At 72.1% G+C, this 24,407-nt stretch carries 22 protein-coding genes; 9 read left to right on the plus strand and 13 right to left on the minus strand.

Translation table 11 applies throughout. The features are described from left to right. Positions 1–19 precede the first annotated feature (19 nt). Positions 20–1,954 carry a penicillin-binding transpeptidase domain-containing protein gene (locus ABD295_RS20335; protein WP_344305673.1) on the minus strand — a complete coding sequence of 645 codons (1,935 nt, stop codon included), beginning with the start codon at positions 1,952–1,954 and terminating at the stop codon, positions 20–22. 130 nt (positions 1,955–2,084) lie between these two features. On the opposite strand from ABD295_RS20335, the gene ABD295_RS20340 reads away from it, so the two are divergent. Beyond that, positions 2,085–2,222: a hypothetical protein gene (locus tag ABD295_RS20340; protein ID WP_344305674.1), complete on the plus strand. Its 138-nt coding sequence runs from the start codon at positions 2,085–2,087 to the stop codon at positions 2,220–2,222. Here the strand turns inward: ABD295_RS20340 and ABD295_RS20345 are convergent. The 5 genes from ABD295_RS20345 to ABD295_RS20365 form a co-directional block, all read right to left on the minus strand. Further along, the gene (locus ABD295_RS20345) at positions 2,209–2,610 is read right to left on the minus strand and encodes a DUF5709 domain-containing protein (protein WP_344305675.1); all 402 of its coding nucleotides are present in this window, start codon (positions 2,608–2,610) and stop codon (positions 2,209–2,211) included. The two genes, ABD295_RS20340 and ABD295_RS20345, sit on opposite strands and share 14 nt — an antisense overlap. 36 nt (positions 2,611–2,646) lie before the next feature. Continuing rightward, the gene (gene argG, locus ABD295_RS20350; RefSeq protein ID WP_344305676.1) at positions 2,647–4,077 is read right to left on the minus strand and encodes an argininosuccinate synthase; all 1,431 of its coding nucleotides are present in this window, start codon (positions 4,075–4,077) and stop codon (positions 2,647–2,649) included. Positions 4,078–4,218: 141 nt separating this feature from the next. Beyond that, positions 4,219–4,611 carry a hypothetical protein gene (locus tag ABD295_RS20355; RefSeq protein WP_344305677.1) on the minus strand — a complete coding sequence of 131 codons (393 nt, stop codon included), beginning with the start codon at positions 4,609–4,611 and terminating at the stop codon, positions 4,219–4,221. Continuing rightward, entirely contained in the window at positions 4,608–5,984 is a 1,377-nt protein-coding gene (locus tag ABD295_RS20360; RefSeq protein ID WP_344305678.1) for a DUF4331 domain-containing protein, read from the minus strand. Before ABD295_RS20360 ends, ABD295_RS20355 begins: the two co-directional genes overlap by 4 nt. Position 5,985: 1 nt before the next feature. Beyond that, positions 5,986–6,255 (minus strand): hypothetical protein, encoded by a 270-nt coding sequence (locus ABD295_RS20365; protein ID WP_344305679.1) that lies wholly within the window; start codon positions 6,253–6,255, stop codon positions 5,986–5,988. Positions 6,256–6,466: 211 nt separating this feature from the next. Here ABD295_RS20365 and pepN point away from each other — a divergent pair, with 211 nt between their 5' ends. The 4 genes from pepN to ABD295_RS20385 all read left to right on the plus strand — a co-directional run bounded on the left by pepN (position 6,467) and on the right by ABD295_RS20385 (position 11,623). Beyond that, positions 6,467–8,854, plus strand: a complete 2,388-nt coding sequence (gene pepN, locus ABD295_RS20370) for an aminopeptidase N (RefSeq protein WP_344305680.1) — start codon at positions 6,467–6,469, stop codon at positions 8,852–8,854. A 114-nt stretch (positions 8,855–8,968) separates the two neighbouring features. Then, on the plus strand, positions 8,969–9,574 hold the full coding sequence (locus tag ABD295_RS20375; protein ID WP_344305681.1) for a YceI family protein: 606 nt from the start codon (positions 8,969–8,971) through the stop codon (positions 9,572–9,574). 73 nt (positions 9,575–9,647) lie between these two features. Then, positions 9,648–10,577, plus strand: a complete 930-nt coding sequence (locus ABD295_RS20380; RefSeq protein ID WP_344305682.1) for a GNAT family N-acetyltransferase — start codon at positions 9,648–9,650, stop codon at positions 10,575–10,577. Positions 10,578–10,585: 8 nt separating this feature from the next. After that, positions 10,586–11,623 (plus strand): hypothetical protein, encoded by a 1,038-nt coding sequence (locus ABD295_RS20385; protein ID WP_344305683.1) that lies wholly within the window; start codon positions 10,586–10,588, stop codon positions 11,621–11,623. Between the two features lie 51 nt (positions 11,624–11,674). On the opposite strand, the gene ABD295_RS20390 is transcribed toward ABD295_RS20385, so the two are convergent. From ABD295_RS20390 to ABD295_RS20400, 3 genes are all read right to left on the minus strand, one after another. Beyond that, entirely contained in the window at positions 11,675–12,289 is a 615-nt protein-coding gene (locus ABD295_RS20390; RefSeq protein ID WP_344305684.1) for a TetR/AcrR family transcriptional regulator, read from the minus strand. 286 nt (positions 12,290–12,575) lie between these two features. Then, positions 12,576–16,295 carry an adenylate/guanylate cyclase domain-containing protein gene (locus ABD295_RS20395; RefSeq protein WP_344305685.1) on the minus strand — a complete coding sequence of 1,240 codons (3,720 nt, stop codon included), beginning with the start codon at positions 16,293–16,295 and terminating at the stop codon, positions 12,576–12,578. A 10-nt stretch (positions 16,296–16,305) separates the two neighbouring features. Further along, positions 16,306–18,027 (minus strand): AMP-binding protein, encoded by a 1,722-nt coding sequence (locus tag ABD295_RS20400; RefSeq protein WP_344305686.1) that lies wholly within the window; start codon positions 18,025–18,027, stop codon positions 16,306–16,308. Between the two features lie 76 nt (positions 18,028–18,103). Here ABD295_RS20400 and ABD295_RS20405 point away from each other — a divergent pair, with 76 nt between their 5' ends. From ABD295_RS20405 to menC, 3 genes are read left to right on the plus strand one after another with little or no spacing between them, the layout of a single operon-like run. Further along, entirely contained in the window at positions 18,104–18,946 is an 843-nt protein-coding gene (locus tag ABD295_RS20405) for a family 16 glycosylhydrolase (protein ID WP_344305687.1), read from the plus strand. A 16-nt stretch (positions 18,947–18,962) separates the two neighbouring features. Continuing rightward, positions 18,963–19,673, plus strand: a complete 711-nt coding sequence (locus tag ABD295_RS20410; RefSeq protein WP_344305688.1) for a hypothetical protein — start codon at positions 18,963–18,965, stop codon at positions 19,671–19,673. A gap of 49 nt (positions 19,674–19,722) precedes the next feature. After that, positions 19,723–20,841, plus strand: coding sequence for an o-succinylbenzoate synthase (menC, locus tag ABD295_RS20415; RefSeq protein ID WP_344305689.1), 1,119 nt, complete (start codon positions 19,723–19,725; stop codon positions 20,839–20,841). Positions 20,842–20,844: 3 nt separating this feature from the next. On the opposite strand, the gene ABD295_RS20420 is transcribed toward menC, so the two are convergent. The 4 genes from ABD295_RS20420 to ABD295_RS20435 form a co-directional block, all read right to left on the minus strand. Then, entirely contained in the window at positions 20,845–21,312 is a 468-nt protein-coding gene (locus ABD295_RS20420; RefSeq protein ID WP_344305690.1) for a DUF1707 SHOCT-like domain-containing protein, read from the minus strand. Continuing rightward, positions 21,309–21,995, minus strand: a complete 687-nt coding sequence (locus ABD295_RS20425; RefSeq protein WP_344305691.1) for a PadR family transcriptional regulator — start codon at positions 21,993–21,995, stop codon at positions 21,309–21,311. Before ABD295_RS20425 ends, ABD295_RS20420 begins: the two co-directional genes overlap by 4 nt. Before the next feature lie 208 nt (positions 21,996–22,203). Then, positions 22,204–23,475: an RNA polymerase sigma factor gene (locus ABD295_RS20430; RefSeq protein WP_344305692.1), complete on the minus strand. Its 1,272-nt coding sequence runs from the start codon at positions 23,473–23,475 to the stop codon at positions 22,204–22,206. Beyond that, positions 23,472–23,840, minus strand: coding sequence for a YciI family protein (locus tag ABD295_RS20435; protein ID WP_344305693.1), 369 nt, complete (start codon positions 23,838–23,840; stop codon positions 23,472–23,474). The genes ABD295_RS20430 and ABD295_RS20435 overlap by 4 nt, the downstream gene beginning before the upstream one ends. Positions 23,841–23,970: 130 nt before the next feature. Here ABD295_RS20435 and ABD295_RS20440 point away from each other — a divergent pair, with 130 nt between their 5' ends. Beyond that, complete coding sequence (locus tag ABD295_RS20440; protein WP_344305694.1) at positions 23,971–24,390, plus strand: VOC family protein; 420 nt, start codon at positions 23,971–23,973, stop codon at positions 24,388–24,390. Positions 24,391–24,407: the final 17 nt, after the last annotated feature.

A 24,407-nucleotide genomic window follows, 5' to 3' on the forward strand; every position in this document is an offset into this window, starting at 1 on the left:
GCCGTGCGCAGCGGATCGGTCACGCCGCCCGCAGGAACGCCTCCAGGATCGGGCCGGCCGTCCGCGAGCCCGACTCGCCGATGTCGACGTACACCGCGACGGCCAGGTCACCCTGGGCGGCGACCATCCAGGCGTGCAGCAGCCGCTTGCCGTCGAGGTCGAACTCGGCGGTGCCGGTCTTGGCGATGACCGGCGGGCCGGGGACGTCGAGGAGGCCGACACCGCTGCCGGAGGTCACCACCGAGCGCAGCATCGAGCGCAGCGCCTCGGCCTCGCCGCCGGTCAGCGGCGGGGCCTGCTCGGGGACGGAGACCTCGACCTGGTCGAGGAGGCGGGGCACGACCGTGGTGCCGGACTGGATCGAGGCCATCACGGTGGCCATCACCATCGGTGACGCGAGCACGGTGCCTTGGCCGATCAGGTCGGCGGCGGCCTCGGTCTCGGTCTCGGGTGGCGGGACTTGGCCGAAGTACGCCGGGAAGCCGAGGTCGTGGTCGATGCCGAGCCCGAGGCTGGCCGCGGCATCGGCCAGGACCGTGTTGCCGACGCCGCCGATCTTGTCGTGCTCACCGATGAAGGCTGTGTTGCACGAGTTGGCCAGTGCGGAACGGAACGGGATCCGGCCCAGCCCGCCGGGCGGGTAGTCGTCGTAGTTCTCGAAGGCGCGGCCGTCGACGACCACGCTGGCCGGGCAGTCGACGAGGTCGTCGGGGCGCACCCCGGACCGCAGCAGGGCGAGCGAGCTGACCGTCTTGAAGGTCGAGCCGGGCGCGGCCTGCCCGAAGGTCGCGATGTTGGCGCCCTTGGTGCCCGGGCCGTTGGCCGCCACCAGCACGGCGCCGGTCGAGGGCCGGATCGCCACGAGAGCCGCGGCCGGCCCCGTGTCGGCGAGGAGACGCTCGGCGGTCAGCTGGAGCTCGACGTCCATGGTGGTGGTCAGCGGATCACCGTCGACGGCGTCGATGCGGAACAGCTCACGCTCCTTGCCGTCGGAGGCGACCGCCTCGACGAGGACGCCGTCGGTGCCGGTGAGCTGCTCGTCGTACCGCGCCTCGAGGCCGGACGTGCCGACGACGTCGCCGACCTCGTAGCGGTCGGGGTCGTCCTCGATCATCTCGGCGGTGACCGGGCCGACCCGGCCCAGCAGTGGGAGCGCGAAGTCGCGGGTCGGCCCGAGGTGCAGGTCCTCGGCGAGCGCCGCGGCGCCGGGGATGTCGAGGTAGGCCTGGGCGACCCGCGACGGCACGTCCTCCCGGCGGAGCACGATGGCCTCGACGAACGCCTTCTCCCCCGCTGCCTCGACGTCCTCGGCGTAGGGGCCGGGGGCGATGTCGAGCAGCGCCGCGAGCTCGCGCGCCGACTGGACGGCCCGGTCGAGCGGCACGCGTGACTTGTCGATGCCGAACCTGGTGACCGGCCGGGCCGAGATCAGGCCGCTCTGGCCGGGCCCGAGGATGGCGCCGCGCGCCGCGCGGACGTGGGTCAGGTCGAGCACGGTGCCGGCGCCCAGCGACGGCTCGACCAGCTTGCGGTCCCACTCGACCTGCCACTCGCCGTCGACGAGGGCCAGCGCGACCGGGGCGTCGTAGGTCCACTCCTGCTCCGGATCACCGGTGACGTCCCAGACCCAGGTCAGCGTGGCCGTGGCCGTCGCGGTGTCGCCCGCGCTCCCGTCCCCGCCCGCGTCCGCATCGGGGCGTACGTCGCCGACGGCGCCGGTCACGGTCCGCGGCGTCGAGCCCATCAGCTCGACGATCTCCGGGAGGTCGGCCGCGTCCTCGGCGGTGTCGGCGACGAAGGGCACGCCGCTCAGGTCTCCGGACTCGAGGCCGGTGGCCAGCGCCTCCACGACGGCGTCGGGCTCGGGGAGGTCCGGCTCGTCCGAGCCGGTGCAGGCCGTCACGCCGCTCACCAGGGCTGTCAGCAGCGCCACCGTGGCGACCGAGATCCTCACGCGCTCGAACGTATCTGAGGGGACCCCCTCTGCCTCTGAGGTAGTACGCGGGTCCCGGATCTACGGCAGAACGCCCATGCGGCTGCCCGGCTCAGGTGCCTAGCGTCACCAGCAGAGAGAGGAGGAGACCATGCAGTCCATCGGACACCACGTCGGACCCGCCATCATCCGCGTGTTCAGCGAGAGCGTGCAGCAGCCCTACGGCGCGCCCGGCAAGCGCACGTCGAAGCGACGCCGAGGCCTCGCCCGCCGGCTCACTCGTCGATGACGTGCATGGCGGCCTCCTCGGCGGAGGCCGCCGAGCCGTCGATCCCGGCGTCCTCGACGAACCGGTCGTCGCCCTCGTCGCTCGCGATCAGGCGCCCGGACCGCTCGTCACCCACCTGGCCGTCGTCGAGGTCCTCCTCGTCCCAGGTGTCGGTGGCCGGGTCGTAGTCCGGCTCCTCCTGCTTGACCCGCTGGTCGAGCGTCTCGCCCGCGTGCTCCTCGGCCGGGGTGTTGCCGAACCCCTGCCCCACCGACCAGTCCTCGCGCGTGTTGATCCCCTCGTCGAGGACGTCGTCGACGCCGCGGTCGTCCAGCGTGTCCTCGGCCTGCAGCTGGTCCTCGTCGTCGACGCTGTAGTCGCCGTATTCCTCGCCGCTCTGCTCGGTCATGTGACCATCATGCACGGGCTGCCGAGCTCGTCACGCTCAGTCGGTGCCGAACTCCATCGCCGCGGCGTCGAGGGCGGCGTCGACGTCGGTGTCGGCGGTCGGGTTGGAGGCGATCCGGTCGGCCCCGCCGGCGGGCAGGGCGCCGAGGAGGACGCCGTGCTCGACGAGCACCTGGCCCTCGTCGAGGGGCTGGGTGGCGTAGAGCTCGAGCTTGGCCCTGGAGTCCGCGATGTCGAGGTTGCGCATCGTCAGCTGGCCGATCCGGTCGGTGGGGCCGAACGCCGCGTTCTCGACGCGCTCCATCGAGAGCTTGTCAGGGTGATAAGAAAACGCCGGACCCTCCGTGCGCAGCACGGTGTAGTCCTCGCCGCGGCGCAGCCGCAGGGTCACCTCGCCGGTCACCAACGAGGCCACCCAGCGCACGATCGCCTCGCGCATCATCAGCGCCTGCGGGTCCAGCCAGCGGCCTTCGTAGAGCAGCCGTCCCAAGCGCCTCCCCTGGCTGTGGTAGCTCTCGATCGTGTCCTCGTTGTGCACCGCGTTGAGGAGCCGTTCGTACGCCGTCCACAGCAGCGCCATGCCGGGCGCTTCGTAGACGCCGCGGGACTTCGCCTCGATGATGCGGTTCTCGATCTGGTCGGACATGCCGAGTCCGTGGCGCCCGCCGACGGCGTTGGCCGCCATGACCAGCGCGACCGGGTCGTCGTACGTCGCGCCGTTGATCGCGACCGGCCGGCCGCGCTCGAAGCGGATGGTCACGTCCTCGGTCTCGATCGCCACGGACGGGTCCCAGAAGCGCACGCCCATGATCGGCTCGACGGTCTCGAGGGAGACGTCGAGGTGCTCGAGCGTCTTGGCCTCGTGGGTGGCGCCCCAGAGGTTGGCGTCGGTGGAGTAGGCCTTCTCCTGGCTGTCGCGGTAGGGCAGGTCGCGCTCGACGAGCCACTGGCTCATCTCCTTGCGGCCGCCGAGCTCGTGGACGAAGTCGGCGTCCAGCCACGGCTTGTAGATGCGCAGGTCGGGGTTGGCGAGCAGGCCGTAGCGGTAGAACCGCTCGATGTCGTTGCCCTTGAACGTCGACCCGTCGCCCCAGATGTCGACGCCGTCCTCGTGCATCGCGCGCACGAGCATCGTGCCGGTGACGACGCGCCCGAGCGGCGTGGTGTTGAAGTAGGTGCGGCCGCCCGAGCGGATGTGGAACGCACCGCAGGCCAGCGCCGCTAGGCCCTCCTCCACGAGGGCGGACCTGCAGTCGATCGCGCGCGAGATCTCGGCGCCGTACGCCAGGGCCCGGCAGGGCACGCCCTCGAGGTCGGGCTCGTCGTACTGCCCGATGTCAGCGGTGTAGGTGCAGGGCACCGCGCCGTTCTCGCGCATCCAGGCGACCGCCACGGAGGTGTCGAGCCCCCCGGAGAACGCGATGCCGACGCGCTGGCCGACCGGCAGGGAGGTGAGGACCTTGGACACGAGCATGAGTATGCAATGTCATGCATGCCTATGCAAACCAACGCAGACCGCCGACCGGTGGGGCCCCGTGTCCCCACCGATCGGCGGTGTCGTCCCGACTGCGCTCGACCGCCCCTGGCACGGGATCGATCGGACGCGCCGTCAGATCCAGGCGGTGGTGGCGACCACGCCTCCCTCGACGACGACCGGGCGCCGCTCGGACTCGTCGCCGATGACGACGAGCTCGTACTCACCGCCGGTCACCGCGGGGTACACCAGCGAGGGCACCGGGCCCTCCGGCGTGGGCCGGACCACCACGGCGACGTGCGGGTGGTGCACGTGCACGCCCTCCTGGGCGACCCACCCGGCTGGCCTGATCTCGACCTCGAGGCCCGTCATCTCCGGAGGCATCGCGACCACCAGGGCCCCGACGTCACCGCCGATGTCGAGCAGGACCGCGCCCTGCCCCGCGAAGGCGTTGTGCGCCTCCGCGGGAGCCGGCACCGACTCTTCGGGGGCCGACCCTTCCGGGCCCGAGACCATCACGGCCGTCACGACGCCTTGGTCGTGCCCGGGGTGGTCTGGTAGCCGCCGCCAGGCAGCCCCAGGTGCGGGAACGAGCTCGTCGCTGCAGCGTTGGTGTTGGACGTGCCGTCCGCAGCGGCGCTCGCCGCCCCGTCGGGCTTGAACGACGGGTCGACCAGCGGAAGCGTCAGGCCGGCGATGGCCCGCAGCTCGATGGTGACGACGTCGTCGTTGATCCGGCGACCGTTCGGGTAGCCGGCAGCATCGCCGCCCACCAGACCGAGGTCGTTCGGGTTCGCCGACGGCGGGACCGCCATGTTGAGCCGCAGCATGTCCGACGCCACCGGTCCGGTGTAGTTCTGGAAGCCGGGGACGACGCCCTTCGGGATCCCGGTGAGCAGGATCGCGTTGAGGTCGGCACGAGGCTTGCCGTACTTCGCCAGGTTCGGGAACGCGCCCGGGTAGAGCACCGGCAGCAGGGCCGCCAGCTCGGGCTTGTCGACGTACTTGGCGTACTTGCTGTCGTTCTTGGGAGCAGTGTGGTTCCACCGGTCCTTCTCGGCCATCGGGATGAGGACCTCGTTGACGAGCGGGTTGCCCAGGCGGGAGACCTGCTCCCAGGGACCGGTGCCGCGGTAGCGGTTCTGCTTGTCGTCGTACATCCGGTTCTTCTGGCGCTTGGCCGTGGTCCACACGCCGATGGTGGCGTTCTTGGAGTTGACGCTCTTCGGCCTGCGGCCGTTGCGCGTCAGGTCCTTGATCGGGACCTCGATCGCGATCGAGTGGACGTTGAAGGCCTGCACCGAGTTGATGCCGTCCATCTTCGCCAGCGGGATCAGGTGAGCCTCGTTGAGCGGGCGCAGGGCCCCGAGGTCGAAGATGCTGCCCAGGTCGACGTGGAACGCGTCGGCGCGCTGGCCGGCGAACACCCGGATGCCGCCCACCTTGTGCACGGCCTGCGCCGAGAGCTTGGCGTAGTCCGGCGTGCTGCGCGGCCCCACGTTGACGGGCGGGCAGGCCAGCTTGCCGGCGAGCTGCCGGCGCTTGTTCCCCTCCACTCGGGTGACCGAGTAGAACTGCGGGCGGTTCCAGTTCTTGTCACCGATGCTCGAGATCGGCCCGATGTTGTAGAGGAACGTCTTCGGGTTGCGGATCTCCGTGGTGAAGCGGAACTGGTACGAGATGTCGGCGGTGCTCTTGCCGGAGTTGGAGATGTGGATCTCGTAGGTGACGTCGTCGCCGAACTCGTAGAAGTTCGGGCCTCCGTCGGGTGCCTGCAGCGGCACGTAGTTGGCGATCAGCACGACGTGGTCGGGCTTGGACGGGCTGACGAACGCGTAGACGTCGGTGCTGTCGGCGACCGGGTCCTTGCTGATCTCCGGTGCTTCGCGGTGTGACGACATGTCAGCTCTCCTTCATCGACGAGGAGCCCGCCGCGTTGAGGATGCGGGCGACGAGGTCGCGGTCGCGGACGACCACCTCGCGCTCGCCGATCAGGAACGTGACGGTGTCGGACCGGTGGTCCTCCACGTAGGCGACCACGGACTCCGTGGCGCTGCCCTCGCGGGCTCGGGTCTCCCGCGCGAACGCCATGCCGGGCGTCAACGCGACGGCGCCGGCCGCCGCGCCCGCGCCGGCGACGGCGATGAGCTTCCTTCTGCTTGTGTCTGTCATCTCTGCGTTTCCCCTTCGGGATGCGGGCACGTCGAGGTGGCGCGCCTCCATGGAGCGTTCGGAGCGGGCGGCCCGACGGATGGGTCCGGCGGATGGGTCGGTCGGTTGAGTCGTCGGGATGGGTCGTCGGGATGGGTCGTCGGGCACCTTGCCCGTCTTGTGTCGGATCGCTGACACAGCGAGCCGACCCGCCGACATACGCTGCGGCACGATGAGCCAGCGCACCCTGACCGCCGCCGAGGCCCGTGAGCGGGCCGCCCTCCTCGAGGTCGCGTCGTACGACGTGCACCTGGTCATCGACGAGGGCGAGATCTTCGAGAGCCGTACGACGGTGCGCTTCGCGTCCGGTCGCGGCCGCACGTTCCTCGAGCTCGACGGAGAGCTCCTCGAGGGCGACCTCGACGGCACCCCGCTGACCCAGCAGGACTTCCGGATCCCGCTCGACCTCGAGGAGGGAGCGCACGTCGCCCGTGTCGTCGCGCGCTGCCGGACCACCTCCGACGGCCTCGGGCTGGTGCGCAGCGTCGATCCGGCCGACGGCGCGGTCTACGTCTACGGCCAGTCGTTCCTCGACGATGCGCAGCGGATCTTCGCCTGCTTCGACCAGCCCGACCTGAAGGCCACCTTCACGCTCACCGTCGACGCCCCCGAGTCCTGGGTCGTCCGCGCCAACACCACCGCCACCACGTCGCAAGCTGGCCATCACGTCTTCGAGCCCACCGAGCGGATGCCGACGTACCTGTTCTCGCTCGCCGGCGGTCCTTGGCACGGGGAGACCGCGCACCACACCTCCGACCAGGGGAGCCTGGATCTCGGCGTCTGGTGCCGGGCCTCGCTCGCCCCGTACTTCGAGGCCGCCGACATCCTCACGGTGACGCGCCAGAGCCTCGACTTCCAGCAGCCGCTGCTCGGCCGGCCGATGCCGTTCGGGCGCACCTACGACCAGGTGTTCGTGCCCGACTTCAACGCGGGTGCGATGGAGAACGCCGGCATGGTCACCTTCGCCGACGAGATCTTCGTCAGCCGCAGCCGCACCACCCGCTCCGAACGCCGGCTGCGCGCCCAGGTGGTCGCGCACGAGCTGGCCCACATGTGGTTCGGCAACCTCGTCACGATGCGCTGGTGGGACGACCTGTGGCTCAACGAGGCGTTCGCCGAGCTGATGGGCGTGCACACGGTCGAGGAGGCCACGGAGTACGACGGCGCGTGGGCCGACTTCGCCTTGGCCCGCAAGGCGTGGGGCTACCGCGCCGACTCGTTGCCGACCACCCACCCGATCGCCGGGACGGTGCCCGACACGCGCGCGGCGCTGATGAACTTCGACGGCATCTCCTACGCGAAGGGGGCCTCGGCGCTGCGCCAGCTGTGGGCGCTGGTCGGCGAGGACGTCTTCTTCGCCGGCGTGCGGCGCTACCTCGACCGGCACGCCTGGGGCAACACGTCTCTCGTCGACCTGCTCGGCGCCGTGGAGACCGAGTCCGGCCGCGACCTCGAGGCGTGGGCCCAGTCGTGGCTGCGGACCGCCGGCACGTCCACGCTGCGGGTCCGTGACGGCGTGCTGGTCAGCGGCGACGACCGCCCGCACCGCGTCGGCGTGGGTCGCTACTCCGGCCGGCCCCTGCACCGGGTCGAGCGCGTCGACGTGGAGCTGCCGGGGTCGGCGACACCGATCGCGGCGACCGCGCCCGGCGACCTGGTGCTGCCCAACGACGGCGACCTCACCTTCGCCAAGGTGCGCCTCGACGAGCAGTCGCTGGTGACGCTGCGCACGGAGCTGCACACCCTCGACGACCCGCTCGCCCGTGCGCTGGTCTGGGGGTCGCTGTGGGACGCCGCCCGCGACGCCGAGCTCGCCCCGCACGAGTTCGTCGAGATCGTGCTGGGCAACGTGACCGGCGAGCAGGACCCCGACCTCGTACGCACGCTGCTCTCCCAGGCGCACGTCGCCGCTCGCGTCTGGGCCGGGTCGGCCGACCTCGAGGCGCGGCTCCACCGCCTCGAGACGACGACCGCCACCGAGCCCGGCAGCGACCTGCAGCTCGCCTACTTCCGTGCGGCCCTCGCGACGGCGCCCGGCCGCCTCGACCTCCCTGACGGGCTCACCGAGGACGAGGAGCTCACCTGGCTCCGGCTCCGCCGGCTGGCGTCGCTCGGCCAGGCGGGTGCCGACGAGCTCCAGGCGGCGTACGCCGCGGCGCCGACCAGCACCGCACAGCTCCACCTCGCCCGCGCCACCGCGTCGATCCCGGACCCCGCGCACAAGGAGCAGGCGTGGGCGGAGATCACCGGCACCGACCCGCTGTCGACGCAGCGGGCCCGTTCGCTCGGAGCCGGCTTCTGGCAGCCCGGTCAGGACGAGCTGCTGGCTCCGTACGTCGACCGCTACGTCGCCGACGTACCCCAGATCTGGCGGCGCCGGAGCCCGGAGCTGGCGGGCGTGCTGACCGGCGCCGCCTACCCCTCCACGCTGGTCGCCCAGTGGGTGGTCGACCGGACCGGGGTCTTGACGGCCGACGACGCTGATCCCGGCCAGCGCCGCGTCGTCCTCGAGGAGCGGGACGACTTGGTGCGAGCCGTCGCCAGCAGGGCGATGTCCTGACCTGGCCCGCACCCTCCGGGGTGTGGGCCAGTTCACAGTCGAGCCGGAACAAAACGGACCGGAGTACGGTTTTGAATCGTTGAAAGTTGAACCACAACGAGGAGGAAACCCCGCATGAGCATCTTCAGCCGTCAGCGCGAGACCGAGGTCTTCGACGCCGCCACCACCGTCATCGACGACATCACCGGCGACTACGCCCTTGACGTGACCCACACGCGCCTGGGCTTCAGCGCCCGCCACGCGATGGTGACCACCGTCCGCGGTGGCTTCAACACCTTCGAGGGCACCGCCCACATCGACGCCGCGAACCCCGCCGCGTCCAAGGTCGACCTCCGCATCGAGACCGCCAGCATCTCCACCGGTGTCGCCGACCGCGACGGCCACCTGCGCTCCGCCGACTTCTTCGACGTCGAGAACTACCCGACGATCACCTTCGTCTCCACCTCCGTCGAGCGCGACGGTGCCGACTGGACGGTCACCGGCGACCTCACGATCAAGGACGTGACGAAGCCCGTCACGATCGAGTTCGAGCAGACCGGCTCGGCCAAGGACCCCTTCGGCAACACCCGCATCGGCTTCGAGGGCGGGACCGCCATCAGCCGCAAGGACTGGGGCCTGACCTGGAACGCCGCGCTCGAGACCGGCGGCGTGCTGGTCTCCGACAAGGTGAAGCTCGAGTTCGACGTCTCCGCCATCAAGGTGGAGGACGCTCAGGCCTGAGGAGGTCGGGCCCCGTCTGGACCGCCCGGTAATCCTGGTGCGGTCCGGGCGGGGCTGACTGTGTAATACCGCGGTGACCACGACTGTCCCCGCCCTGCCAGCCGGCCTCGTCGAGCGGCCGCTCACGATGGCCGACGCCCGCGCCGTCTACGAGGTGATGGCCGCCGACCAGCTCGACCAGATCGGGATGATCGAGATCGAGGAGGCCGACATCGTCGGCGACTGGGGCCGGCCCAGCTTCGACGTGGAGGCGCAGACCCTCGGCGTCTTCGACAGCGACCGGATGGTGGGCTACGCCGAGGTGACCTACGCCGACCGCGGCGACGCGGCCGTGCACCCGGCGTACCGCGGCCGCGGCATCGGCACCCGCCTGGCCCACTGGATGCAGGAGACCGCCCGGGCCCGCGGTGCCCGCCTGGTCGGCATGCCCGTGCCCGAGGGCTCCGCCGGCGACCGGCTGCTCGAGGCGCTCGGCTACCACGTCCGGCACACCAGCTGGGTGCTCAAGCTCCCCGCGGGTGCCGAGATCGTCCGGCGCGACCTGCCCGAGGGGTACGCCGTGCGCGAGGCCCGCCCCGAGGAGTGGCCGGCGGCGCACGACGTCGTCGAGGACGCGTTCCTCGAGTGGTCGGTGCGCGAGCGCGAGTCCTACGACGACTTCGTGGCCTCCATCCAGGGACGGCCGGGCTTCGAGCCGTGGAACCTCCGCGTCGTCCTCGACCCGGAGGGCGTCGTCGTCGGCGTCTCCTACGTCGTCATCGCCGAGACCGACGACGGGCGCGACGCCGAGGCCTACATCTCCCGGCTCGCCGTCCGGCGCGACCAGCGCAACCGCGGCCTGGCCCAGGCGCTGATGGTCGACTCGTTCGCCGTGGCCCGGGAGCACGGGGCGCTGGTCTCCGGGCTGAGCACCGACTCCCGCACCGGCGCGCTCGACCTCTACAAGAAGGTCGGCATGGAGGTCACCTCCGTCTGGCTCAGCCGGGCGATCGATCTGGTCTGATCGTTGCTGTGACGAACCCAGCGAGTCCAAACCCAGCGAGTCCAGGGGCCGACCTGTCCCGCTACGACGACGTCCTGGCCTGGCTGCGCGCCTGCGCGGCCGCCGACCCCGACATCCGCGCGGTGTGGCTCGGCGGGTCGGTGGCCACGGGCGGGTACGACGACTGGTCGGACGTCGACGTAGAGGTGCTGTGCACGGCGGGTGAGTCGGTGCGCGTCCACGAGGCGATGCTCGCGTCCGTCGACTTCTCCGTCGTCTCGACCTGGCGGCTGCCGCCCGGCACCTGGCCCGACGGCCGCCAGTCGTTCCTGACCCTCCACCACGACCCCGGCGCCCTCGTCGAGCCGACCCGGATCGTCGACCTCCACGTGCACGACGACACCCCCGAGGCTCGCCGGGTCGACGCCCGCCGGCACGGCCGGCTGCTCGTCCTCCACGACCCGGACGGGATCGTCGAGCAGCCCGACGACGACGAGCGGGAGCTCGTCCGCCGGCGCGTCCTCGACCTCGACCAGATCGCCCAGCGCCGCGACGCCGCCGGCTGGCTCGTCGCCCGCGCGATCGCGCGAGACCAGCCGGCGGAGGCGGTCGCGCTCCACCTCCGCCTCGGGGTGATGGCGCTGGTCACCTTGCTGCGCAACGTGGCCTGTCCGTGGCGCTTCGACTACGGCCTGCGCTACCTGCACACCGACCTGCCCGACAACCAGCGAGCGCGGGTCCAGTCGCTGCTGCCGGGTGCGCGGCCCCTCGACGAGGCCGCGCGCGAGTGCTTCGCGTGGATGGACGAGCTGCTCGCGGCGCCGCCGCCTCGCGGGTCGTGCGTCGACGACCGGGTCGTCGTCGGCGCCGCCGTACCGGAGACCTGCACGCAGGCCGACGCCGACACGTGGCTGGCGTCGTACGACGACGAGGGCCGGCCGGGAGTCGTCACCGTCGCGGTCGAGGGCGGGGTCCTGCTCGTCGAGCACACCGGTGTCGATGCACCGGCAGCGTGGCTGGCGACCTGGCAGGAGCGCACGCTCAGCGTGCCGGCGTCTCCGGCGTGAGCCACGCCGTCGACGAACTCCTTCACCGGCGGTCCTCCCCGTCGAGGGACGCTAGTAGCGGCTCGCGACCCTCGCGAGCGGCTCGGCGACACTCGGGGCCAGCCAGTAGAGGGCGGACGCGACGAGGTGCTGCTCGAGCACGTCGCCCTCGTCGTCGACGTACCCGGCGATCTCGAGGCTGACCAGGCCGTGCACCGACGCCCAGATGGACAGCGCCGCCTCACGCGGGTCGGCAGCGCGCAACACCCCGGCGTCCATGCAGCGTCGCACCGCTTCGAGCAGCGGCCGCATGGCGACGTCGAGGGCCGCCCCGGCGATCACCTCCCGCAGCCCCGCGCGCCCGAACATGACGGCATAGAGCTCTGGCTGGTCCAGCGCCCAGCGCCGGTAGCAGCGGCCCAGCTCGGCGAAGTCGGCGAGCGGGTCGTCGGTGGTGGGCACGGCGTCCTGCGCAGCAGTCAGGCTGGCGCCGGCGGCGGCCAGCACGGCCGCGACCAGCTCGTCCTTGCTCCCGAAGAGCGTGTAGATCGCCGTCGTCGACGTGCCGGCGTCGCGCGCCAGCCGGCGCAGGGACACCGCATCCCTGCCACCCTCAGCGATTTTCTCCGCAGCCAACGAGATCAGTTGTTTACCGAGGGTTTCGCTGTAGATTTTCTCCCTACTCACTTGACAAGGCTATCAATAACGCTGTTTCCTTAGATCACAACGATGTGAGCCTCGGCCGAAGCCGGGTGAGGTGAGCGGGTCCGCAACCGGGGGGAAGCGGGCTGGCTCGACACGTCGGATGAGAGAGCCGGACGGGAGCTTGCTTCCGCTCGGTCGGCCCACCAGACGCGGCCGGGGACCCGAGATCCCGAAGCCGCGCAGGGGGTGGTGAGGTCGGCTGGGACTGTCGAGAGACAGGGCCGGCTCCCTCGTCATTTCTGACCCCTGGCGTTGTTCGGTGGTCGACTCAGCTCGCCGACAGCAACGCCTGGTTCGTCGGCAGGGCGAGGAACCCCGCCGCCATCTCGTCGTCACCGATCCGCTCGGCGGTGCGCGCGAGGTAGCGCCGGGAACGCCGCAGCGCGGCGGCGGCCCGCGGGTCGCCTGCGTCGCGCAGCACCTGCCAGACGTGCAGCAGCATGCCGGTGGGGCGCATGCATCCCTCGACGCCGGCCGTCTGGAGGGTCGGGAGGAGCGCCTCGACCGCGGCCACGGCGGGCGGGTGGTGACCGAGCGCGGACTGGGCCGCGGCGGTGCCGGCCCTGGCCTCGCGCGCCAGCACGTCGCTGCCGGCGATCGTGTAGTGCCGCCGCGCCTCCGAGAACGACGAGAACGCGTCGCGCGGGTTGGCGTCGGCCATGGCGACGTACCCCGCCGCGAGGTGCGCGGTGCCGAGATCGAGCGGGGAGGCCGCCGAGCCGGCGCGCTTGACCGCAGCGCGCGCGGCGGACTTGGCGGCCTTGATGTCGCCGCGGTTGAGGTGGACCAGGGCCAGTCGGCTGTGCGCGTCGATCTCCTGGCTGCGGCCCTCGAGGCTCGCGCCGATGTGACGCGCCTCCTCGAGCGCCGCGATGGCCGCGTCGAAGCCGCCCGTCGCGCCCTCGACGAGCCCGAGCACCAGCAGGTCCATGCACAGCGACTCCATGTCCTGCAGTCGCCTCTTCGTGTCGATCGCCTCGTGCAACCAGTCCCGGGCGACGCCGTACTCCCCCTGCGCGCTCACGATGGCCGCGAGGTTGCCGCGCACGACGGCCTCGCGGTAGCGGTGCCCCGACCGGCGGAAGATCGGCAGGGCGTGCTCGAGGGCGGCCCGCGCCTCACGGAGCCGACCGAGGTTGTACGCCGTCGCTCCGCCCTGCGCGAGCGCCATCGCCTCTCCCTCGAGGTCGCCGTCTGCGCGGAACTGGGCAGCCGACTCCTCCGCCAGCGCCAGCGCCTCCTCCAGGCGCCCCTCGTTGTTGGCGAGCATGGAGAGGTAGCGCAGCGACTCGGCGACCAGCGCGTTGGCGCGGTGGTGGCGGGCCAGCTCCAAGGCGTAGGTGAGGCTCTCCAGCGCGCCCCCTCCTGCCCCGCGCCAGGTGAGCGACTTGCCGTGCACGAGCACCGCCTCGGCCTCCACCACACCGAGCCCCGCGCCTGCCGCGATGCCCGCCGCCGCCCCCGCGTCGGCCTCGGCGGAGGCGTAGTTGCCGAGGGCGAAGTCGACGCGGGCCTTGGCGATGAGGACGGCGGTACGCCGCCGGGGCTGGTCGTCGTCGTCGGGCAGCCGGGCCAGCAGGCCCTCGAGGGTCGCGAGGTCGGCCTGCTGCGCGGCCCGGTCGCCGAGGTAGTCCGACACCCGTTCCCGGGCGACGAGCGCCTCGAAGCGCTGGAGGTCGTCGCCCGTCCGGTCGGCCAGCTCGAGGCAGCGACCCAGCAGCCGGGACGCCTCCTCGAGCGCGTGCACCGAGGCGCCCTGCCGCCCGGCCCGCAGGTACCACGCGCCGGCGCGCGGGTCGCCCGCCTTGTCGAGGTGCTCGGCCACGACCGCGGCGAACTCGTCCTCGCGGCCGACCCTGGCTGCGGTCTCGGCCACCCACTCACCGGCGAGCCGGTGGTACCGCTCGCGGTGCGCGCGCAGCACACCGTCGTACGCGACGTCGCGCAGCAGGCCGTGCCGGAAGACGAACTCGCGGGCCGACGAGAAGGTCGAGTCGGACCGCTCGAAGACCAGCTCGCGCCGCCGGAGCTCGTCGTGGACCCGGCCGACGTCGACGGTCCCGCCCCGCACGGACGGGTCGGCCAGGTGCGCGACCGCGGCGTCCCAGTAGACCCGGCCGAGCACCGAGGCGCGCTGGATCACCGAGCGCTGCAGGGGGTCGAGCGCGTCGAGCCGGGCCTGCAGGACGCCGCGCAGGCTGGACGGCACCTGGACGCTGCTGGCCAGGTCGCCCTCGACCCGCCAGCGCGGCTCGTCGCGGACGATGACGCCCGCGTCCATGAGGTAGGTGACCAGCTCCTCGACGTAGAACGGGTTTCCTCCCGCGGCATCGAGCACCCGGTCGACGAGGGCGGGCGGGACGTCGTCCACCAGCCGGAGCAGGTCGAGCACGAGCCGCCGCGCGTCGTCGCGGGCCAGCGGCTGCAACCACATCCGGACGTGGTGCTCGGCTGCACCCCAGTCGCGACGCTCCTCGAGCAGCTGCGGGCGAGCCGTGGCCACGAAGAGCACAGGCTTGTCCTGCAGGGTCGCGCTCGCCGCCTCGAGCCAGCGCAGCGACCCGTCGTCGGCCCAGTGCAGGTCCTCGAGCTGGACCAGGACGGTGTTGCGGTCGGCGAGGCGACCGAAGTACTCGGCCAGCGCGACGGTGCCGGCCACTCGCAGGGCCTGCGAGTCGGTCGGCACACCCGGTCCCGGGTCGCCGACCTCGAAGCCGAGGAACGCCCCGATTAGGTGCGCGTCGTGGGCGGCCTGCTCGTCGGGGGTGTGGTCGGCGACGGCCTGCTCGCCATCGCCCTCGCCGCCGCCCCCGCCATCGCCCTCGCCGCCGCCGTCGTACGACGCCCGCAGGCCGGCCACCAGCTTGGCGAGGACGGCATCGGAGTCGTCGCTCTCGGTGATGGCGAACCTGTTGGACAGCACGTCGCGCAGCAGTCCGAGCGGCCGGTTGCGCCCGGACGGACTGGCCCGTCCGCCGAACCACCACACCACCATCGGGTGCTCGGAGAGGCGGGCGTCGAGCTCCTCGAGCAGCCGCGACTTGCCCACCCCCGCGTCGCCCACGACGGTCAGGAACCGCCAGCGCCGCGCCTCGGCCACGACGTAGAGGTGCTCCTCCAGGGCCCCGAGCTCGCTGCCCCGCCCGACCGTCTCGGTCTCGACGCCTTCGAGCGCGGCGGCCCGGTCGGGACGGAACGTGCGGGGCCGCTCGGAGACGACGGCGAAGGTGTCCACCGGCTCGTCGAAGCCCTTGAAGGTCTGGGCGTCGCGGCGCTCGAGGTTGAAGGTGCGGCGGACCTGCCGCTGCGTGCTGTCCGACACGAGCACGCCGTCGACGGGGGCCGCGGCCTGGATCCGCGCGGCCCGGTTGACCGTCGAGCCGACGGCGACGAACGCCCCGTCGCCGCGCCCCAGGGTGCTGACGACCACGTCGCCGGTGTCGATGCCGACGCGCATCCGCAGGGTGAGGCCGTAGGTCGCCGCGAGCTCGGCGTTGAGCGACTGGAGGTCCTCCAGCATCGCCAGCGAGGCGCGCACGGCACGCTCGGCGTCGTCCTCGTAGGAGCGACGCAGCCCGAAGACGGCCATCACCGCGTCGCCGATGAACTTCTCGACCTCGCCGCCGTGCTCCTCGATGATCCGGCGCCAGCGAGCGAAGTAGGTGTCGACGACGGCGCGGGTGTCCTCGGGGTCGAGGTCGTCGGCGAGGAAGGTGAAGCCCACCAGGTCGGCGAAGAGCACCGTGACGACCCGTCGCTGCTCGACCTGCCGGGAGGTCAGCGCCTCGCGGCGCTCGCGCATCGACGAGAGCGCGACGTCGACGACGTCGTCGCCGAGCAGGCCGCGTTGGGCCTCGAGCGAGGCGATGGCGCGGTCGAGCGTCGCGAGGTCGTCGACCGCGTCACTGCTGTCCGTCGCGCCAGCAGCGACGTCACCGGACGCCCCACCGGGGTCTCGTGACGGTCGTTGCACGACCTCCTCGACCATCGGTTGCCGGTCAGCCCTTGAGCTCGGGGAACATCTCGTCGCGCCACTCGTCGGTGGTGCCCCCACCTCGCGACAGCTCGACCTCGCGGGCGCGCAGCTCGACCCGGCGGATCTTGCCGGAGATGGTCTTCGGCAGCTCGGCGAACTCGATCCGCCGCACGCGGAGGTAGGGCGCCAGGTTCTCCCGCGCGTGCTTGAGGATCGAGTACGCCGTGTCGCGGGTCGGCTCGTGGCCGGGCGCGAGCACGACGTACGCCTTGGGCACGGCGAGCCGCACCTCGTCGGGGGCGGGCACGACGGCGGCCTCGGCGACCGCCGGGTGCTCGATCAGGACCGACTCGAGCTCGAACGGGCTGATCTTGTAGTCGCTGGCCTTGAAGACGTCGTCGGTGCGACCGACGTAGGTGATGTAGCCGTCCTCGTCGCGCTCGGCGATGTCGCCGGTGTGGTAGAAACCGCCGGCCATCGCCTGGTCGTTGCGACCCGCGTCGCCCTGGTAGGCCGTCATCAGCGGGAGCGGCCGGCCACCCGGCCCGTCCAGCTCCAGGCAGATCTCGCCCTCACCGACGCCGTCGACCCGATCGCCCGTCGCCGGGTCGACCAGCGCGACAGGCATGCCGGGCAGCGGCCGGCCCATCGACCCCGGCTTCACCAGCGAGCCAGGGGTGTTGCCGATCTGCGCCGTGGTCTCGGTCTGGCCGTAGCCGTCGCGCAGGCTGAGCCCCCAGTGCCGGCGTACCTGCTCGATCACCTCGGGGTTGAGCGGCTCCCCCGCGCCGATCACCTCGCGCAGCGTGCCCGGACCGGCGGACAGGTCGGCGTTGATGAGCATCCGCCACACCGTCGGCGGCGCGCAGAAGCTGGTCACCTGTCGCTCCCGCAGCTGGTCGAGCAGCGCCGCGGCGTCGAACCGGGCGTAGTTGTAGACCAGCACGGTCGCCTCGGCGTTCCACGGCGCGAAGAAGCACGACCAGGCGTGCTTGGCCCAACCGGGGCTGGAGATGTTGAGGTGCACGTCGCCGGGCTCGATGCCGAGCCAGTACATCGTCGTGAGGTGGCCGACGGGGTAGGAGACCTGGGTGTGCTCGACCAGCTTGGGCCGCGAGGTCGTGCCGCTGGTGAAGTAGAGGAGCAGCCGGTCGTCCGGCGTCGTGCCGGGGTGCTCGACGGTGCCGGTGCCCTCGAGCCCGTCGTGCGCCGCCCGCAGGTCGTGCCACTCGGCCCCCGCGACGGGGCCCACAGCGATGCGCGTGTAGTCGCCGGGCACGTCGTCGAGCTTCGGGGCGTCGACGGGGTTGCAGATCACGAAGCGGGCGGCACCGCGGTCGATCCGGTCGCGCAGGTCGGCGGGGCCGACGGCGGTCGTGGTCGGCATGATGACCGCGCCGAGCTTCATCACCGCGAGCATCGTCTCCCACAGCTCGAGCTGGTTGCCGAGCATCACGACCACCGAGTCGCCCTTGCGCACGCCGCGGTCGCGCAGCCACACCGCCACCTGGTCGGAGCGGCGCGCGAGGTCGTCGAAGGTGAGCGACGCGTCGGAGCCGTCCTCCTCGACGACCACGAGCCCGGGCCGGTCGTTGCCGCGCGCGACGGCGTCGAACCAGTCGATCGCCCAGTTCCACCGATCGCCCACGTCGGGGAACGCGAACTCCGCGACGGCGCGCTCGTGGTCACCCTTGAGCTCGAGCAGCTGGTCCCGGGCGGCCCGGAAGGCCTCGGTGGCGGTCATGTCCCGATCCTGCTCCACGCCTCGGCAGGACGCCAGGAAGTGACCCGCAGGACGGACTTCGCTAGGTTCGATGCCCATGTTCGAGCCGACCTCCCTCCGGCCGCGACGTGTGGCCCGCCACCTCGCCCCTCTCGTCGCAGCCGTCACTGCCGTTCTCCTCGCTCTCTCGCTGGGGGCGCCCGCGGGCACCGCCTCAGCAGCCGTCGCTGAGCGCGTCGCTCCCGGACCGATCCACGCCGGCAACACCTGGGGCTGGTACGGCCACGGCGGCCTGATCTACGACGAGACGTTCGTCGGCCCGCTGGCCCCGCGCTGGAAGGTCGAGGGCCGCGGCAACGTGCAGAACCAGCACGGAATGCTCACCCTCAACACCGGCCGGCGCGGCACGGTCTCCGCGACGCTCGAGCGGCCCGGTCAGCCCTACGGCCGCTGGGAGATCCGCCTCCGGCAGCGCCAGTACGGCAGCGGCCACACGCCGTACCGCGTGCTCACCGAGCTGGTGCCCGTCAAGGACGCGGCCGAGGGCTGCGGCGAGCAGAACATCGCCCTCAACAGGTTCCGCATGGGCGGCGACTCGGTCGACCACTACATCCGCACCCGCCCGGACCGGCAGTCGCTGGTGACCTACCCGCGCACCTTCGGCCAGGACCAGTGGCACACCTTCGCCATCGAGCTCACCCCGAAGCGCATCTCGTGGTTCGTCGACGCCAAGATCATCAGCTCGGAGCGGCGCGAGGAGGCCTTCTCGGGCCGCAACTTCCAGGTGCGCTTCACCATGGAGGCGGTGAAGGGCGAGCGGATGAACAAGGCGCGCATGCAGATGGACTGGCTGCGCTACTGGTCGCTCCAGGCTCCCAACGAGCGCTCCACCAAGGCGCCGCTGCCGCCGAAGGTCATCGCCTACAAGCACGCCTGCTAGGCAGAGCGGGGCTCCCATGACCGGCCCGGACCTGGAGTTCGTCGACGCCCGCACCATCGACGACTGCGCGGCCCTGGTCCACCTCTTCGACCGGGTGTGGGACGTCGGCGACGGCCCCTCGGTCATCGACGGCTCGACCATGATGGCCCTGGCCAGCAGCGGCAACCTGGTGACGAGCGTCTACCAGGACGGCGTCCTCGTGTCAGGGGCGGTCGGCTGGTTCGGCCCGCCCGGCGCCCCGCTGCACTCGCACGTCGTCGGGGTGGACGCGGCGCGTGCGGGGCGTGGTGTCGGGTACGCCGTCAAGCTGCACCAGCGGCAGTGGTGCCTGGACCGCGGGGTGACCCGGATGACCTGGACCTACGACCCGCTGATCGCGCGCAACGCCTGGTTCAACGCATCGAAGCTCGGCGCCCTGCCGGTCGCGTACCACCCCAACCACTACGGCGCCCTGCGCGACCCCCGCAACGGCGAGGACCCCAGCGACCGGCTGCTCGTCTCGTGGGACCTCGAGAGGTCGCCGGGTCCGTGGCCGCTCCCGGCCGGCGACCTGGCGTACGTCGAGGTGCCCTCCGACATCGAGCGGCTGCGTCGCGACGACCCCGCCGCGGCCTCGACCTGGAGGCACGCGACGCGCGCGGCCATGACCGGGCTGCTCGCGGACGGCTGGCGGGTCGTGGGCTTCGACATGGAATCGCGTTACGTGTTCGCCAAGGAGACCGTCTGATGAGCCTGCCCCGTGAGGCTGCGCCGATGAGGCAGATGAGACTGTCCCCATGAGATTGCGCCGGCTCACCCTGCACCACGTGTCGCTGCCGATCGTGGCGCCCTTCACGACGTCGTTCGGCACTGAGACGGTGCGGGAGGCCTACCTCGTCGAGGCCGAGGTCGACACCGCCCGAGGACCTTCGGTCGGCTGGGGCGAGTGCGTGGCGATGGCGGCGCCGGTCTACTCGTCGGAGTTCCTGAGCGCGTCGGTCGAGCTGACCCGGCGGTGGCTGGCGCCGCTGCTCTTCGCCGTCGACGACCTCACGCCCGAGACCGTCGGCCACCACCTGCGCGGGGTGGTCGGGCACCCGATGGCCAAGGCCGCCGTCGAGATGGCGCTGCTGGACGCCCAGCTGCGCACCGACGAGCGGTCGCTGGCGTCGTACCTCGGCGGCGTGGTCGACCGGGTGCCGTCCGGGGTCTCGGTCGGCATCCACGACGACGTGCCGGCGCTGTTGCGGTCGGTGGCGGGCTACCTCGACGAGGGGTACGCCCGGATCAAGCTCAAGATCGCGCCCGGGGTCGACCTCGAGCCGGTCGCCGCCGTGCGCCGCGAGTTCGGCGACGACGTGCTCTTGCAGGTCGACGCCAACGCGGCGTACACGCTCTCGGACGCGCAGCACCTCCGCCGCCTCGACGAGCACCGCCTGCTGCTCATCGAGCAGCCGCTCGGCGAGTCGGACCTGCGCCAGCACGCCCTGCTCGCCCAGCAGCTGGAGACGCCGGTCTGCCTCGACGAGTCGATCACCTCGGCGGAGGCGGCCGCGGACGCGATCGCCCTCGGGGCGGCCGCGGTGATCAACATCAAGCCAGGACGCGTCGGCGGGTACCTCGAGGCGCGGCGCATCCACGACCTCGCCCGCGCGCACGGCATCCCCGTGTGGTGCGGCGGCATGCTCGAGACGGGCGTCGGCCGGGCCGCCAACATCGCCCTCGCGTCGCTGCCCGGCTTCACGCTGCCCGGAGACGTCTCAGGGTCGAAGCGGTTCTACGACGAGGACATCACCGAGGAGATCGTGATGACCGACGGCTCGGTGGCCGTGCCCTCCGGGCCGGGCTTCGGCGTCACCGTCGACCGCGGGCGGCTCGCGGCGCGCACGACGGCGACGACCGTGCTCGAGCCGTGAACATCACGCCCTGACAGGCCCTCGCTGGCCGCAGCCGCCGTGCGGGCCGGGGCCGTAGCCGTAGCCCGAGCGGCGGCGCGAGCCCTTGTGGCTGAAGAGCCAGACCACGCCGAGCGCGATCAAGATCAGCGGCCAGTGGGTCACCACGAGGACCGCGAGGACCAGGCCGAAGACCACCTTGATCGGAAGCGGGACGCCCATGCGCCGCGGCCGGGGGTAAGGCGGGGGCGCGACCCACGGCTGTCCGGCCGGGGCCGGACGGCGCGGCTCGTGACGTGCCGGGTGCAGCGGCGAGCCGCCGGGGAGGTCGGCGAAGACCGGCGGGATGTCGCCACGGGTCTTGGCCCTCCAGATGCGCTCGTGCCGCTCGGCGTGCTCGTCGGCGTCGAGCCGGCCAAGGGCGAAGTGCTCGCCCAGCGCCTGGCTGGCCGCGTCACGCTCGGCGTCGGACAACCGGAGCTCGTCGTTCATGACTCGGTGTCTCCCTCCGCGAGGATCCCGTAGAGCTTGCGCCGGGTCTCGACGAGCACCCCGACGGCGTCGCGGCGCTGCTGGTCGGTGCCGGTCGAGATGATCTGCCAGACCGCGCTCATGACCTGCCCGATCTCGGGCTTGAGCGAGCCGAAGTCGGTGCGTCCGCCGCCGTCCTCGCGAGCGTCGGACCGAGGGGCCTCGAACGGCGCCCACACCTCGGCGAGCTCGCCGGCGTTCTCGTCGACGTAGCGCTCGCCGTCCCCCGTCAGCCGGAACGAACGCCGCCCGCCCTGCTCGTCGGCCTGGATCAGGCCCTCGTCCTCGAGCTGCTGGAGGGTCGGGTAGACCGAGCCGGGGCTGGGCTTCCAGGCACCCGCGCTGCGCTCGGAGATCTGGTTGATCAGCTGGTAGCCGTTCATCGGCTCACCGCGCAGCACGTCGAGGATCGCGGACCGGACGTCACCGCGGCGTACCCGCGGGCCACGGCTCTGGTCGCCCTGGGCGAGCCCGAAGAGCCCGGCGATCCAGGGGGGTGGGCCGCTGCGCGACCCGCGGCCGCTCCACTCGCCGCCCCAGCCGTGCTGGCTGGTGGCGTCGTGCCCCTCCCAGCCGCGGCGGTGCTGCCCCCACTGCTGGTCCACGAACCGGGCGAACTGCCGCCCGAAGTCCTGCTGTCCCATGATCTCTCCTCCGATGCATCGCCCGAACACTCGCGATATATCGTGATAGTACGCAGGCGGTCGCAGCGTACGCAAGCAAGAAGCTCGTTGAGTTGGCTCTAAAGGCCCCTCGACTTGGCCCTCCGGGCCCCGGAGGCAGGAACCTGAGGGGCCATCGAGCGGCCATAAGGGGCGCGGAGGGCCAAGTCGAGGGGCCCTGAGGGCCAACTCAACTGGTTTTGGCTCGCCTTGCTCGCAGCCAGGCCCGCTCGGGCTCGTTGTCGCTGGTGGCGATCGCCGCGTCGTACGCCGCGCGGGCCTCGTCGAGGCGGCCGGCCCGGCGCAGCAGGTCGGCGCGCGTCGCGTGCCACGGGGTGTACGACGTCAGCGCGAGCGGCTCGACGGCCGCCAGTCCCACGGCGGGCCCGTCGAGCTCGGCGATGGCGACGGCTCGGTTGAGGGCGACGACCGGCGACGGGGTGACGGCGTGGAGCTGGTCGTAGAGCGTCGCGATCTGCGCCCAGTCGGTGTCGGCCGCAGTGGCGGCGTCGGTGTGCACGGCGTTGATGGCGGCCAGCAGCTGGTAGTGGCCGGGTCGGCCGATCCCGAGGCACTCGCGCACCAACGCGTGGCCCTCGGCGACGAGGCTCCTGTCCCACAGGGAGCGATCCTGCTCGTCGAGGGACACCAGCTCGCCGCCGACGTACCTCGCCGGGCGGCGCGCCTCGATGAGCAGCATCAGGGCGAGCAGCCCCATCACCTCGGGGTCGTCGGGCATCAGCTCGCGCAGCAGCCGGCCCAGCCGGACTGCCTCCGCGCACAGCTCCCCGCGGATCGGGGCGCTCTCCTCACCGCTGGCCGAGGTCGCGAGGTAGCCCTCGTTGAAGACGAGGTAGACCACGGCGAGCACCGCCGTGCGCCGGTCGGGCAGGTCCTCGGCCTCGGGCACGCGATAAGGGATGTGCGCGTCCTTGATCTTCTTCTTTGCGCGGGTCAGGCGTTGGGCCAGCGTCGTCTCGGGGACGAGGAAGGCGCCGGCGATCTCGGGCACGGTCAGCCCCGCGACCAGGCGCAGGGTCAGCCCGACCCGGGCCTCGGGGGCCAGGGCGGGGTGGCAGCAGGTGAACACCAGCCGGAGGCGGTCGTCGACGATCGCGCCGGTGTGCTCAGCGGTGGCGGGTTCGTGGTCCCCGCGGCGCTCGGATTCCATGACGGCTTGTCGATGCTTGTCGTCGCGACGCCCTTCGCGGCGGATCCGGTCGATGGCCTTGTTGCCGGCGGTGGTGGTGAGCCAGCCGCCCGGGTTGGGCGGCAGCCCGTCGACGGGCCACTTCTCCAGGGCGAGCAGGAGCGCCTCGCCGGTCGCCTCCTCGGCGATGTCGAGATCGCCGAAGCGGCGGGCCAGCGACGCGACCACTCGCGCGTGCTCCGCGCGGAAGACGTGCTCGATCCGACCCGCCAGGTCGGCTGCGGTCAGGTCGAGCGGTTCGCGATCGGTCATCCGGCCTCGGGCGGCTCCGACTGGAAGGGCCGGACCTCGACCTTGCCGACGCAGGCCCGGGAGCCTTCGGCCGCCCACTTCAGGGCCGCGTCGAGGTCGGGGGCCTCGATGATCCAGAAGCCCCCGAGGTACTCCTTCGACTCCGCGAACGGGCCGTCGGTGACGATGTTCTGGCCCTGGGTGTTGTCCACGCAGGTCGCGCTGTCGCGCGGGGTCAGGCCCCCGCCGAACACCCAGGCGCCGGCGTCGCGCACCTTCTGGTTGAAGACCTCGACGTCGTCGTAGAGCTTCTGCAGCTCGGCCGGGTCGGTGGGGTAGTCCTCCTCGCCCTCGATGGCCATCACGGAGATCATGTACTGCGTCATCGGGATTCCTCCTCGGTCGGGGTCCCCTCGCGGGACCCTGTCACCTCTGCCACGAACGGACGCCTGCTGACACGACAACCCGGGCCGACTCGGGCCGACGAACCTGTCAGGACATTCCTATCGTGGGGACATGAGCGAGCTGCGCACCCGGTTGTCGTCCACCGTCATCGGCACCCCCGACCCGCCCGGCCTGGCCCGCTTCTACGCCGCCCTCCTCGGTTGGGACGTCGTCGAGTCCGAGCCCGACTGGGCCAAGGTGCGTGCCCCCGGCCGCACCACGGGGCTGGCCTTCCAGCTCGAGGACGGCCACGTGCCGCCCTCCTGGCCGGGGACGCCCGGCGACCAGCAGATGCAGCTCCACCTCGACATCGGCGCGAACGACCTGGACGCGGGTGTCGCGTACGCCGAGTCGCTGGGCGCCAGCCAGGCGGCGTACCAGCCGCAGGACGACGTGCGCGTCATGCTCGATCCCGCCGGCCACCCGTTCTGCCTCTTCGCCGACCGGCAAGGTGACGACGACGACCCGCCGTCTGTGGCGGTTCCGCGCTGACACGTAGGCTGGACGAC

This window comes from Nocardioides bigeumensis, assembly GCF_039531755.1.
Classification (GTDB): Bacteria; Actinomycetota; Actinomycetes; order Propionibacteriales; family Nocardioidaceae; genus Nocardioides; species Nocardioides bigeumensis.